Here is a 12,831-nt window from a genome sequence, read left to right as displayed (position 1 = left end):
CCCCATGCACCGTGACGGCAACCCCAGCAGGGCCGAAATCGGCCGGCGCGAACCGCGCGACCTGGCTTGGACTAAGTTCTGGCCTGACGACGACGGCTGGGTGTGCAACTGCATAGTTTTCCGAAGTGACCGCTTGCTGCTTCTGCTGCGTGAATACGAGGGCTTCCTCGGGGGCCAGTGGGATTTGCCCGGTGGCAAGCTCGACGCGGGGGAGGAGCCCGCGGAGGCCGCTGTGCGCGAACTGCGTGAAGAGGCCGGCCTGCGCGCAGCGGAGGTCAGCGAATTTGCCCACTATTCCAATCCGGATATGGGCGGGGAGAATTTCCGCTTCCACACGGTGACCTTTCTAGTACGCGAGGCCGACGACACGCAGAATGTCCAGCTCAGCGGCGAGCATCCGGAATTTAAATGGGTAACCCGAGAGCAGTTCGATGAGCTGCCGGTGGCCTGGTATGTCCGGCGTGTGCTTGGCAACGTCGAATGGGGCACAATAAATACTCATCATGGCGAATCTGATTAATTGCGAGAATATTTCTAAGTCCTTCGGGCTCAAGACTCTGCTCGACGGCGTCAGCCTCGGTGTTCAAGAGGGCGACCGCATCGGTGTTGTCGGTTTGAACGGTGGCGGCAAGTCCACACTGCTGAAGATTCTGGCAGGCGTGGAGCCAGCGGACTCCGGACGTATTTCGCGAGCCAACGACATGGCCATGGCGCATGTCACCCAGGGCGCCGAGCTCGACCCGAATTCCACCGTGTTTGAGTGCGTCATTGCACCGCTGGGACTCGCTGAACACGAGTGGGCGGGTAACGCTTCCATCCGCGAGGTCCTCGATGGCATCGGTATCAATGACCTCGGTATGGATACCAAGGTCGCCAATCTCTCCGGTGGTGAGCGCCGTCGCGTTAACCTGGCGGCCGCGCTGGTCCGAGATCTGGATCTGCTCATTCTCGATGAGCCAACGAACCACCTCGATATTGAGGGTGTGCAGTGGTTGGCCGATCATGTTCTTTCGCGCCGGGCAGCCCTGGTCGTCGTCACGCACGATCGTTGGTTCCTGGATACCGTTGCCACGAAGACGTGGGAAGTCCACGATGGCACCGTCGATTTTTACGATGGCGGTTACAACGACTGGACGTTCGCGCGTGCCGAGCGTGCGCGCCAAGCCGATGCCGCCGAGCAGCGTCGCCAGAACCTTGCGCGTAAGGAACTCGCGTGGTTGCGCCGGGGTGCGCCGGCCCGCACCTCGAAGCCTCGCTACCGCATCGAAGCAGCTGAGGCTCTCATCGCCGATGTCCCGGCGCCGCGTGATTCCGTGGAGTTGATGGCGTTTTCGCAGCGTCGACAGGGCAAGGTGGTCGTAGAGCTAGAGCATGCGTCCCTGGAAACGCCCGATGGTAGGGAATTGCTTAACGACGTCACGTGGCGTCTGGCCCCCGGCGAGCGCATTGGCCTGGTCGGTGTCAACGGCTCGGGTAAGACGACTTTGTTGCGCGCATTGGCGGGAGACTACCCCTTAAGCGATGGCAAGCGGATTGAGGGCAAGACGGTGCGTCTGGGTTGGCTGCGACAGGAGCTCGATGATCTGCCGCTGGATATGCGTGTGCTCGACGCTGTGGAGGACGTGGCGACCTACATTGACCTGGGCAAGAAGCAGATTAGCGCCTCGCAACTGGCGGAGCGACTGGGTTTTTCCCCGAAGCGGCAGCGCACCCCAATCGCAGACCTCTCCGGCGGTGAGCGTCGCCGCTTGCAACTCACACGCGTGTTGATGAGTGAGCCGAACTTCCTGCTGCTCGACGAGCCGACGAATGACCTGGATATTGACACGCTGCAGGAATTGGAAGACCTGCTGGACAATTGGCCGGGCACGTTGGTGGTCATCTCGCACGACCGCTACCTGATTGAGCGTATTGCCGACTCGACCTGGGCCCTCTTCGGCGATGGCGAGCTGACGAACTTGCCAGGCGGGATTAGTCAGTACCTCCAGCGTCGCGCACAGCTGGCTGACTCGGCCGCTAGTGGTGGTGCCTCTCAAGCAAATGCCGGTAGTCCGCAGACCCGTGGCGCAGCTTCAGAGGAGGATACCTCGAAGCTCTCGGCTGCGGAAGCTCATGCTGTCCAGAAGAAGATGAGTGCTCTGGAGCGGAAGATGGCGAAGCTCAGCCAGCAAGAAAGTGAACTGCATGCGCAGATGGCGGAAGCGAGTGCTGATGTAGCCAACTTGGACACACAAAAGCTGGCGGACCTCGATCGCCGTGCTGCGGAGGTGGTTGAGCAGAAGGCAGAGCTGGAGATGGAGTGGCTGGAGCTAGGGGAGCAGCTCGAGGGCTAGCATCTTACTTCAGCTACTAGCCGAACATTTTAGGTATGAGCCGGGTACTCGTGGTCAGCGTGCCCGGTTCTTTCAATTTGCACCGTGGCGTGTTCAATCCCGTGGACGTCGTGAAGCAGTGCCTGCGCGCGGTCGAGCAATGCGTGCTCGTCGCCGTTGGGGAGCGTGTCGCAGCGCACGAGATGGACAGATGCCAGTAGGTCGCTGCCGTTGAGGGACCAGACGTGGAGATCGTGGACATCGACCACTCCGTCCAAGTCAGACAGGTCAGCAGTGATTCTCTCAGTGTCGACGCCCTTCGGGGTGTACTCCAGCAACACGTGGAGACAGTCGCGCACCAGAACGGCGGCTCGGGGGACGATGAAGAGCGCAATCACGATAGAGACCACCGAGTCGATGGCAGTCCAGCCGGTGTATGCGATAGCGATAGCGGAGATAATGACGGCGACCGAACCAGCGGCGTCGACAAGCACGTGCAGATACGCGCCGCGGACGTTGACGCTTTCCTTGGCAGCGCCGGCGAGCAGAAACGCCGCAATCACATTGGTGAGCAGGCCGATGACTGCGATGATGAGCATCGACGTGGTTTGAATCTCAGATTGCTCCACTGACCCGAATCGCCGGATTGCGCCCCAGAGAATCACAGCGGCAATGATGAAAACTGTCAGACCGTTGACGAGAGCAGTCAGAACCTCAACACGACGGTACCCGTACGTCGCGCGGTGATTGGCTCCGCGCTGGGCGATAGCCAAACCGGCAACTGCCATAAGCAGGCCTGCGGAGTCCGTCACCATATGGCCGGCATCTGCCAGCAGCGCCAGTGAACCCGAGACCAAGCCGCCGATGAGCTCGGCGAGAAATACGACAAGAGTTAGACCCGCAGCTGCGAGCAGGCGACGGGCAGGAGTATTCGCGGGGTCAATATGAGCGTGGTCATGGCCGTGTGAATGACCGTGTGAATGACCGTGGCCGTGTGAGTGGCCAGAGTGTTCAGTTGTGTCCATAACCCCTAATGATAACAGGGCTATTCAGCCTCCGGAAGATAGCTATCCGCCCACGCATAAATCAGGTCAGCAGCGCGCGCGGCGGACTTAGCGCGAGTGAGCAAGTGGTCTGCGCGATCCAAGCTCATCAGGGATTTTGGATAGCGAGAGACCTGGAAAATCTTCTGGGCGCTATCGATACCAACAGTCTGGTCGGTCGGGGAGTGCAGAATAAGCAGTGGCTTGCGCAGCTGGCTGAGATAAACCTCCGGGTTGTAGTCCGCCAACACTTCCAAGAACTCACGGGAGATGGGAATGCCACGACCTTCAATCTGCAGAACCTGCGTGCCGTGCTCATCGACCGTCGAAATGTCACCGGCGATGCGCACAATCGAGTGTGCCGGATCGAAGGGTGCACCGATTGTCGCTACCGCCTTGATTTTCGGCATATCGTGGCCGGCGTTCAGCGCCGCTGCGCCACCGAGCGAGTGCCCAATCAGTAGCGAGGGGGCCTCAAATTCTGCCTCCATGAACTCGTAGGCGGCCTTAAGGTCATCGATGTTGGTCTGGAACGTCGTCTCACCGAAATCACCAGTGGACTGCCCGAGGCCAGTGAAGTCGAACCGGAATGCCGCAATGCCCTTCTTCGCCAGCGCCTTGCAGGTGCGTGACGCGCCGGGCACCATCCGATTACACGTGAAGCAATGACCAAATAGCGCCCACGCGCGTGGCTGACCGTCCGGCAAATCAATTGATGCAGCCAGAGTCTCGCCGGTCGATCCCGTAAATTTTAGGTGCTTTGTTGGCATAGGTTATATCCGCGTCTCAGTGTGTGCTCAATGTGTGTACGTTTTCGCTTTACGACGCCCGTTGTGGTGGCGACCGTACGCAATATTAAGCCCGGGTGCCACAAATAAGTGAGGGATTGGGCGAAAAATTCGACCAATCCCTCAATCTCCTAGTGGCTGTGAGTTAACGCACCGGAACCCCCGGCCCCAGCGGAATGCCCGCGAGATACCAGAGGACGAAGAATAGGAACCAGCCCACCATCATGCACAGCGAGTACGGGATAGCCAGCGACATCAGCGTGCCGACACCCGCAGGCTTGTAGTACTTCTGCAGGAAAGTCAGCGCCAGCGCAAAGTACGGCGACATCGGCGTAATGATGTTGGTCGGGGAGTCACCAATACGGAATAGCTGCTGGGAGACCTCTGGAGAGACGTTGACGTACATCAGCATCGGCACAACGACCGGCGCCATCAGAGCCCACTGTGCGGAGCCCGAGGTAATCAGCAGGTTGAGAACAGCCACCATCAGGACGAAGGCAGCAAAGAGCAACAGCGGCGGCAGATCCGCCTTGGTCAGGAATTCGGAGCCCTTGATAGCGGTCCACTGGCCGATATTGGACCACTTGAAGTAGGCCGTGAACTGCGAGACGGCGAAGAAGAGCACCATCATTGTGGTCAGTGTGCCCAGGCCGCGTTCCATGAAGGCGGGCACGTCTGCTGAGGAGGTGATGGTTTTGGCACCGATGCCGTACGCAATGCCGACCACTGCGAAGAAGAGGGCGATGGACGCCACGACGTCGGTAAGCAGCACGGAATTCAAGATGCCGTCGCCTTCGCCGCGCAGAGGCGAACCCGGGATGAACAGGGCAGCGAACCAAAGCGCCAGGAAGATGACAGCGGCGATGTTGCCGTAGCGGAGGCCACGTCGTTCGGCATCGTTGAGGATTAGCTTGTCGCGGCCATTGCTGGAGCTGCTAGATGCGGTGTTCCGCTCCTCCTTCTTGGCGTTTTCCTCGGCAGCTTCCTCCGAAGCGCCCGGTTTGGTGAATTCCGCGGCATCGTGGTCAATGTGGTCGTCGTGGACGGTCTTCTCCACGTGCTTGGTAATAAACAGTTCAGTAACGGCGGTAATAATCAGAGCCAGCACAATCGACGAGGCCATAGTGAAGAAGTAGTTGGCCAGCGGTGAAACTACGTATTCCGGATCCACGAAGTGCGCTGCATGCGTGGAGATACCTGCCAGCAGCACATCGGTGATGTTGAGCACCAGTGACGAATTGAACCCGGCCGACGAGGCGGCAAAGGCGACCATCGCACCGACAATAGGGTTACGACCAACTGCGGCGAATGAGGCGGCACCCAGCGGAATGAGAATCACGTAGACGGCATCAGAAGCGATTGAACCAGTCACGCCGGCCAGTGCAACAATGAATGTCAGCAGGACAGGGGAGTGCACCTTGGAAATTGCCGCGCGGATTGCCGAGCCGATGTAACCGGAGTACTCCGCAATTGCGACACCGAGCATGCACACCAGAATCAGGCCAACTGGTGCGAAGTCCGTGAAGTTCGTTACCGCCTCAGAGACCATCTTTTGCAGGTACTCTGCGGTAGCAAGGCTTTCCACCTCGATGATGTCACCCGACGCGGGATCCTTGGCCTGCATACCCGCAGCCTCACCGAGCCACGAAGAAACGATGACTACACCGGCAAGAATCACGAATAGCCAAAATGGATTTGGCAGTGCGTTGCCGATACGTTCCAGTGTTGCTAGGAACCCCTTTGGCTTCGGTGGCGCTTTGTCCGGTTCCAACGTTTTTGACTGTCCCATATATATAAATCCCTCTGTGTTAGACGTTGGTAAAAGGTTAGGGGAAAGTAAGTTGCGTCACAACGTAAAAGGCCAGAGGCATATGTATGTCGGGTGCGAGCAGGCGCATAAGGGAAAGTTAAGGGAATAGCTAGGGAATAGCTGTAGTGCACCTTCTTCGACTAGAGTTAATCAGGTTATGGGCAAGAAGAAGTCGAAGAAAGAAAAGGTCAGCGCCAACAACGCGGTGGTGGCCACCAATCGTCGTGCCCGCCATGACTACAACATTCTGGACACCTACGAATGCGGTGTCGTTCTCGTGGGCACTGAGGTCAAGGCGCTGCGCGAGGGCAAAGCATCGCTTAATGACGCCTTCGCGACCATCGACGACGGCGAAGTGTGGCTCCGCGGGCTGCATATCCCGGAGTACTCCTACGGTTCGTGGACTAATCACTCACCGCGTCGCTCGCGCAAGCTGTTGTTGCACCGCAAGGAGATTGACACCCTGTGGGGCAAGGTCCGCGATGGCAACAACACGCTTGTACCCCTGAAGCTGTATTTCACCGACGGCCGCTTGAAGGTCGAGCTCGCACTCGCCCGCGGTAAGCAGGATTATGACAAGCGCCAGGACATCAAGCGCCGCACGGAGGAGCGCGAAGCTACTCGTGCGCTGGGCCGTCGTGTGAAGGGCATCAAGGGGTAAAAGAGGTCTTCATTAGGAAAGGGCTCTATTAGAAGGGGAACTCAGTCGCATCGACTGGGAGGATGAGCAGGCCAATGACGTTTTCGTGACGGTCAAAGGCAACTCGAGCCATCCATTCGCCAGCCTCATGTTTGAGGGTGGTGATGACGAGACTTGTGCCGAGAATCTTCGACAGGAGTTTCTGCGAGGTCGGTTCCTTAGTCCTGGTTCCCCCGAGGCTGGTGACTTGGGTGTCGTCGAAAGATTCGAACGCCCCAGTCTCGGTGAGAACATCTTCCCAGACAGAGTAGATAGTGGACCAGGGGAGATCCTTCCGGAGCTTTGGGGAGATCATGCTTACGGTTTCTGCTTCTTCACCGTTGATGATGTGGCGAAGGAATTTTTCGCCGAGTTCGGCGATATGTGTAGTTTTTGTGGCAGTCATCAATTCTCCTGAAACGGGGTTTTGGACACTTCCGAACCGTTTGAATGCCGCTTGCCGGGAGATATTGAGTACATTTCCAATCTCTGCCCATGAATGGCCCGCTGCGCGAGCCTGCGCCACGGCATCTTCAAGTTCTTGTTCGGCAATGTTCGTTGCTTGCAGTCGGTGACGGATTGTCGTCAATGGATCCATGACTGCAGTCAACCATTGGTTGACAATGGTGTCAACTCTAAGTTGACATGTGGGTGGGGAGCTGCTGGCTGTATGACGAGGTCTGTTGACTTTCCTCGTCGTAAAGCGTTATCCTTGAACATCCTTTGAGTGCTACGCACTTTCCCGTGCTCGAAGGCATTGTATGGGGCTGACATGGTTTCGACACCGTACAGTGAGCCAGGGGAAGCGTGCCGGTGCAGGCTAGAGACCACCGTTAAGCGTCGTAGCAACTGATTAAGCGCCGAGAACACTCAGCGCGACTACGCTCTCGCTGCCTAATTAAGCGACTAGCGTGTCTGTCAGGCCGGGCTTGCCCTTTGGTCCGGACCCTGGCATCGACTTAAAAGGGCTCGCCCGATGGGTGTGCCGTAAGGCTCATCGGGGATCTTCTTGCTTGCGGCTGGGCCCGTCATTCGGACATGTTTGCCTGAGCCGAAGGGTCGAGTAGAGGCGATTGTGCGAACTGCGCACGGAGAAGCCCTGGCGAGTTGGCGGTGGACCCGAGTTCAATTCTCGGCAGCTCCACAAATAGAAATCCCCGGTCATTATGGCCGGGGATTCTCTCGTTGTACTTGAAGACGTCTGAGCGACGTCGAAAGACCTTAGAAGGTGCTCTTGTAGACGTTGGCGATAGTGGTGCCAGCAACTGCCGAACCGTGGAAGGTCGGGTGGTTGGTCATGTTGTAGGAAGCAACATCGGTATCCAGAATTGCGGAGACCTGACGCTCACCGTCCGGACCACACATTGCGACGTCGATGTTGGTGACTTCCTTCATGTTGACGAAACCGATACCGGATTCAGCGGCAGCGCGCATCTGGCGGTTCTGCAGAGCCATCTCAAAGTGGTGCATGCCGGCAGCCGGAATGTGCGGTGCGAAACCTGCGGCGTTAACCGGGCAAGCGTAGTGAGTCGGGTCATTAGAGGTGAAAGCCGGGTAGCCAATCAGCATGACGCGAGCAGTTGGGTTAGCGGCCTTGATCTTCTCCACAGCGGCCACAACGTTGGTGGTGTACAGGTCATCCTGAACCGGCATTGGCAGCACAGCGCCCTGCATCGCGTCATTGGCGCCAACGTAGATGGTTACCAGCTGGGTAGCCGGGCCGAGGGAGCCCTGAGCGATGGCGTTGTCAACCTGGCCCATCAGGGACTTCTGCGGCTGAGTCGGCATGAAAGCGGTAGTGCCGTTGCAGGAGTAGTCGTGCAGTTCAAGGCCAGTCTCACGAGCAACGTGAGAGCCGATGTTCGAGACCGAAATCGGGCAGCCACCACGGCCCGGTACGGCCGGGTCGGACTGACCCGGGTTAGCAGCGAAGGAATCGCCGAAGGCAACGTAGTTACCAGTAGGAAGAGCGTTGGCAACACCACCGGTCAGGAGGGAGGCTGCCAGCGCAGAAGCTGCAGCTGCCGAGGCTGCTGCACGGCGAACAACGTTGTTCTTCATAATTAAAAACCTCTTAGTTGAAAACCTATAGAAGGAAAAACTCGCGCTACACTCGCGATTTCTTCGCCACAGACCGTCCCTGGAAGAACCAAGTCCGACAGAACCAAGTCCGACAGAACCCTGAGCGGATACTTAGAGACGCGCCTTTATCACTTTGTTATACAACTAGGTTCTAAGCCCGATGTCAACCGGAATAAGCTAGTTATATGGATATTCGGCGCTTTCAATGCCTCTTTTTTGTCTCTTATCGCTGGTAGGTGGATTTATGAGGCGCTTCCGAACGTGGAATACAACGCAGCGATGACACCATCGGCTACCCCAGAACCATCTTTTAGCTCAATCTCATCTTCAGCAAAGGGTCCACGCTCATCCAGTTCCGCCTCTGTGGGGCGAGGCTGAATCAGCGTTAGGTGTGGACCTTCACTGATAACGCCACTGAAAAGACGTGCCTGACGAGCCGCCTCACCATCCGCCTGTGCCCGCACCTCGTCCAGGGACGCGCCCTCAAAGCTGTCTGCCTGCTCCGGGGCGATGACCATAATTTCCTGCGCTAACACGGCACCGACGACACCTGCCGGCCAGGATGTCCGAGCGATAAAGTCCGCCAACTCAGGGCTACCACCTTCAATTCCCTCGGGGAGAGGTTCCTGCGCAACGACAGTCAATGGGGCGCTGTCAATCAGCTCGTCGGCAAGCACGTCAGCAAGCGCGGCGGTGGGGACGAGGGCGAAGAGGCTCGGAGCGCGGTCCCAACCTTCGGCGTGGACGTATTCGACAGCTTCGCGCACGGCGCGATTGAGTGCCTGCTGGCTGAGATGAGTCTGAGTGCCGTTGTTTTCGCTCATGACGCTTGACGACGCCCCTTTCCTGGCAACGCTGTATTAACAGCATCCTTAGTCAAATGTTAGGAACTTTATTTAGAGTAGATGACAGATAAGCGTACGACCGACTTACCAGCTCGCTGGCAAGTCAAGCTCAACTCGAACAGGAGAGACGTTGTCTCTAAACCAGACTCGACCGAGACGATCGGCGGGTGGCCGACCGGGGGGGCTGGCAATTACCGTGTTGGTGATTGCCGCGCTGACCTTTGTTATTCCAATCGCCGTCAATTTTTATACGGACTTTCAGTGGTTCGGTGAAGTGGGGTATCGAGGGGTATTCGCCACCACGTGGCTCACTCGTATCGTCCTGTTTATCACTGTAGGCCTGATAGCGGGCGCACTGACATTTCTATCTATGTGGCTGGCGTGGCGCTCGCGGCCCGTCGACCTCGGACTGACGGATCCACGCAGCCCGCAGGCAGTGTACCGACGGATGGCTGAATCCGGTTCGAAGTCGATGTTCACCACGCTGCCCGTTGTATTCGGCGTACTCGGTGGCCTTGTGGGGCAGGGTAATTGGCAGACGGTGCAGCTGTTCTTAAACCGGCAGTCCTTCGGTGAGACTGACCCGCAGTATGGCAAGGACTTGGGCTTCTACGCATTCCAGTTGCCGCTGTGGTCGTACATCGTTTCGACGCTGGTTGTCCTGGTAGTTATTGCGTTCCTGCTGTCGCTGGTGACGCATTACTTCCTTGGTGGCATCCGCCCAGGTAACCCGACTACAGGGGAGAAGACCCGCGTTTCCAATGCGGCTCGTGCGCAGTTGGCGTGCTGGGCCGGTGTTTTCATGCTGCTCAAGGCTGTGTCTTACTGGCTGGACCGCTATGAGCTGCTGAATAACAAGCAGAAGACCTTCACCGGTGGTTCCTACACCGATATCAATGCGCTGCTGCCGGCGAAGATTACGCTGCTGGTCATCGCAATCGTCGTGGCCGCTGCATTCTTCGCGGCCATTTTCCTGCGCAATCTTTCGATCCCGGCGTTTGCCACCGTGCTGATGTTGGTTTCCGCAGGTCTGATTGGCGTGGCCTGGCCGATGGCAGTTGAGCAGTTCTCAGTTAACCCGAACCGCGCTTCCAAGGAACGCGAATACATTGCGCGCAATATTGAATCGACGCGCTACCACTACGGGCTTACCGACGACAAGGTGAAGGTCGAGCGCGACTGGGGCGTTCCGGCTGAAAAGGAAGGCGATAAGGAAGCCGCGAAGGAAGGTGCGGACTCGATTTCCCGCGATGCCGCTACTCTGGCCAATATCCGAATCCTGGATCCGGAAGTGCTGCCACGTACCTTCACGCAGCAGCGTCAGCTGAAGAACTTCTATGGTTTCTCCGATCCGCTTGCCATTGACCGCTACCAGATCGATGGCGCGTCCCGTGACTTCATCGTCGCTGCTCGTGAACTGAACCCGCAGACGCTGCAGGGTAACCAGACTGACTGGATCAACCGTCACACGGTCTACACCCACGGCAATGGTTTCGTTGCTGCGCCGGCTAATAAGGTCGACGAGGTTGCCTCCGAGTCCGGTTCCGCCCGCGGCGGTTACCCGCTGTACACCGTGGCTGACCTGTTCGAGTCCGAGGACCCGAACGGCATGAACCTGAACCTGAAGCAGCCGCGTATCTACTACGGCCCGGTTATCGCCAACAGCGATGCCGACTACGCGATTGTTGGCGGTAACGGTGACGGCAAGGACTATGAGTACGATGCCGACGGCCGTAACTTCACCTACGACGGTGAGGGCGGTGTTGGCGTAGGCGGACTTGCCAGCCGCATGATTTTCGCCACCCGTTACCAGGAGCTCAACATCCTGCTGTCCGACCGCATTGGGCCGGACTCCAAGATCATCTACAACCGCGATCCGCGTGACCGTGTTCAGAAGGTCGCCCCGTGGCTGACTACTGACACCAAGACCTACCCGGCTGTAGTCGATGGCCGTATGAAGTGGATTGTCGACGGCTACACCACGCTGGCCAAGATGCCGTACTCCCAGCGCATGAGCCTCCAGGAGACCACGCAGGACTCCATTAACCCGGATGGCACTCCACGCCCGCTGCCGAACAGCGAGGTCAGCTACATCCGCAACTCGGTCAAGGCGACCGTCGATGCCTACGATGGCACCGTTGAGCTCTACGAGTTCGATGAGAAGGATCCGGTGCTCAAGGCCTGGGAGGGTGTCTTCCCGGATGTGGTGAAGCCAAAGTCGGAGATTTCCGAGGAGCTGCAGGAGCACCTGCGCTACCCGGAGGACTTGTTTAAGGTTCAGCGTGAGCTGATGGCCAAGTACCACGTCAGCGATCCGGGCGTGTTCTTCGCCAATGACTCCTTCTGGTCCGTCCCGTCCGATCCGACCGCGCCGGAAGAGCAGAACCTCTCCCAGCCGCCGTACTACGTTGTCGCTTCCGATCCGAAGACCGGAAAGCCGAGCTTCCAGCTGATTTCCGCCTTCCGCGGTCTGGAGCGCGAGTTCCTCGCCGCCCAGATGAGCGCTTCCTCCGATCCGGAGACGTACGGTCAGATCACCATCCGTGCCCTGCCGACCAACACCCAGACCATGGGTCCGCGTCAGGCGCAGGACACGATGATGTCCGCAGATGAGGTCGCCCAGGACCGTACTCTGCTCGAGGGCACGAACGTGGTCACCAACGGTAACCTGCTGACGCTGCCGGTCGGCGATGGCGAGATTCTCTACGTCGAACCGGTCTACACCCAGCGCAAGGGCCAGGAGACCGCATTCCCGAAGCTGCTGCGTATTCTCGTCGCTTACCGCGGTCAGGTGGGCTACGGCGCCACGGTCACTGAGGCTCTGAGTCAGGTCGGTATCGATGCTTCCGCCGCGACTAAGGTCCGCGGTGAGGAAGAGACTGAGGAGCAGTCGGCGGATAAGGACAAGGATGCCGCCGACGCTGAGTCCGACGACGAGGCACCGAAGGAAGAGCGCAAGGTTGATGTCGCCGCGCGTGACGACGCCGCTCGCCGTATCTCCGACGCACTGCAAAAGCTTAACGACGCTCAGAAGAACGGTGACTACGCGGCACAGGGCCAGGCACTTGCCGAGCTCGACCGCGCTGCCGCTGACTACCAGAAGGCCAACGGCCAGTAAGACGTGCAACGAGTAGTTAACCGAGAATCATAGGTTTCTATGGTCCGAAGACTCCCTAGGTTGTAGCGAAATTGGCTATGACCTGGGGATTGGTCTTTGTTGGGAGCGTCGTGCTACAGTTACTTCTCGTTGGTCAGAGAGACCAGCGCCCGCT

10 protein-coding genes and 1 other RNA gene are annotated in these 12,831 nt (G+C 58.3%); 5 read left to right on the top strand and 6 right to left on the bottom strand.

Going from position 1 to position 12,831, the window contains the following annotated elements:
• Positions 1-4: 4 nt before the first annotated feature.
• Both HMPREF3135_RS01475 and HMPREF3135_RS01470 read left to right on the top strand, forming a co-directional pair.
• Positions 5-520, top strand: a complete 516-nt coding sequence (locus tag HMPREF3135_RS01475; protein ID WP_070437539.1) for an NUDIX hydrolase — start codon at positions 5-7, stop codon at positions 518-520.
• Positions 504-2,333: an ABC-F family ATP-binding cassette domain-containing protein gene (locus HMPREF3135_RS01470; protein WP_049171263.1), complete on the top strand. Its 1,830-nt coding sequence runs from the start codon at positions 504-506 to the stop codon at positions 2,331-2,333. The genes HMPREF3135_RS01475 and HMPREF3135_RS01470 overlap by 17 nt, the downstream gene beginning before the upstream one ends.
• Before the next feature lie 29 nt (positions 2,334-2,362).
• On the opposite strand, the gene HMPREF3135_RS01465 is transcribed toward HMPREF3135_RS01470, so the two are convergent.
• From HMPREF3135_RS01465 to HMPREF3135_RS01455, 3 genes are all read right to left on the bottom strand, one after another.
• A complete protein-coding gene (locus tag HMPREF3135_RS01465) occupies positions 2,363-3,337 on the bottom strand; it encodes a cation diffusion facilitator family transporter (RefSeq protein ID WP_016423250.1) in 975 nt (324 codons plus the stop codon).
• Positions 3,338-3,357: 20 nt separating this feature from the next.
• A complete protein-coding gene (locus HMPREF3135_RS01460) occupies positions 3,358-4,125 on the bottom strand; it encodes an alpha/beta hydrolase family protein (protein ID WP_048733555.1) in 768 nt (255 codons plus the stop codon).
• Positions 4,126-4,288: 163 nt separating this feature from the next.
• On the bottom strand, positions 4,289-5,932 hold the full coding sequence (locus tag HMPREF3135_RS01455) for an AbgT family transporter (RefSeq protein ID WP_049189696.1): 1,644 nt from the start codon (positions 5,930-5,932) through the stop codon (positions 4,289-4,291).
• A gap of 178 nt (positions 5,933-6,110) precedes the next feature.
• Here HMPREF3135_RS01455 and smpB point away from each other — a divergent pair, with 178 nt between their 5' ends.
• The gene (gene smpB / locus HMPREF3135_RS01450) at positions 6,111-6,614 is read left to right on the top strand and encodes an SsrA-binding protein SmpB (RefSeq protein ID WP_038626299.1); all 504 of its coding nucleotides are present in this window, start codon (positions 6,111-6,113) and stop codon (positions 6,612-6,614) included.
• Positions 6,615-6,642: 28 nt separating this feature from the next.
• Here smpB and HMPREF3135_RS01445 read toward each other — a convergent pair whose 3' ends face one another.
• Positions 6,643-7,038, bottom strand: coding sequence for a DUF3887 domain-containing protein (locus tag HMPREF3135_RS01445; protein ID WP_016423247.1), 396 nt, complete (start codon positions 7,036-7,038; stop codon positions 6,643-6,645).
• A gap of 357 nt (positions 7,039-7,395) precedes the next feature.
• On the opposite strand from HMPREF3135_RS01445, the gene ssrA reads away from it, so the two are divergent.
• Positions 7,396-7,779, top strand: a transfer-messenger RNA (tmRNA) gene (gene ssrA, locus HMPREF3135_RS01440).
• Between the two features lie 74 nt (positions 7,780-7,853).
• On the opposite strand, the gene HMPREF3135_RS01435 is transcribed toward ssrA, so the two are convergent.
• Both HMPREF3135_RS01435 and HMPREF3135_RS01430 read right to left on the bottom strand, forming a co-directional pair.
• Positions 7,854-8,693, bottom strand: coding sequence for a GDSL-type esterase/lipase family protein (locus HMPREF3135_RS01435; RefSeq protein WP_048733544.1), 840 nt, complete (start codon positions 8,691-8,693; stop codon positions 7,854-7,856).
• A 263-nt stretch (positions 8,694-8,956) separates the two neighbouring features.
• The gene (locus HMPREF3135_RS01430; protein WP_048733546.1) at positions 8,957-9,538 is read right to left on the bottom strand and encodes a PPA1309 family protein; all 582 of its coding nucleotides are present in this window, start codon (positions 9,536-9,538) and stop codon (positions 8,957-8,959) included.
• A gap of 151 nt (positions 9,539-9,689) precedes the next feature.
• Here HMPREF3135_RS01430 and HMPREF3135_RS01425 point away from each other — a divergent pair, with 151 nt between their 5' ends.
• Entirely contained in the window at positions 9,690-12,677 is a 2,988-nt protein-coding gene (locus tag HMPREF3135_RS01425; RefSeq protein WP_070437535.1) for a UPF0182 family protein, read from the top strand.
• Positions 12,678-12,831: the final 154 nt, after the last annotated feature.

Source organism: Corynebacterium sp. HMSC14H10 (genome assembly GCF_001807105.1).
Classification (GTDB): Bacteria; Actinomycetota; Actinomycetes; order Mycobacteriales; family Mycobacteriaceae; genus Corynebacterium; species Corynebacterium jeikeium_D.
The sequence above is the reverse complement of the archived record's forward strand: the minus strand, read 5'-3'. Positions and strand labels throughout refer to the sequence as shown.

Excerpts from the sequence above, each read along its gene's own strand:
- HMPREF3135_RS01470 (WP_049171263.1), top strand. The coding sequence starts at position 504 with ATGGCGAATCTGATTAATTGCGAGAATATTTCTAAGTCCTTCGGGCTC.
- HMPREF3135_RS01455 (WP_049189696.1), bottom strand. The coding sequence starts at position 5,932 with ATGGGACAGTCAAAAACGTTGGAACCGGACAAAGCGCCACCGAAGCCA.
- HMPREF3135_RS01430 (WP_048733546.1), bottom strand. The coding sequence starts at position 9,538 with ATGAGCGAAAACAACGGCACTCAGACTCATCTCAGCCAGCAGGCACTC.
- HMPREF3135_RS01460 (WP_048733555.1), bottom strand. The coding sequence starts at position 4,125 with ATGCCAACAAAGCACCTAAAATTTACGGGATCGACCGGCGAGACTCTG.
- HMPREF3135_RS01435 (WP_048733544.1), bottom strand. The coding sequence starts at position 8,693 with ATGAAGAACAACGTTGTTCGCCGTGCAGCAGCCTCGGCAGCTGCAGCT.
- HMPREF3135_RS01465 (WP_016423250.1), bottom strand. The coding sequence starts at position 3,337 with ATGGACACAACTGAACACTCTGGCCACTCACACGGCCACGGTCATTCA.
- smpB (WP_038626299.1), top strand. The coding sequence starts at position 6,111 with ATGGGCAAGAAGAAGTCGAAGAAAGAAAAGGTCAGCGCCAACAACGCG.
- HMPREF3135_RS01445 (WP_016423247.1), bottom strand. The coding sequence starts at position 7,038 with ATGACTGCCACAAAAACTACACATATCGCCGAACTCGGCGAAAAATTC.
- HMPREF3135_RS01475 (WP_070437539.1), top strand. The coding sequence starts at position 5 with ATGCACCGTGACGGCAACCCCAGCAGGGCCGAAATCGGCCGGCGCGAA.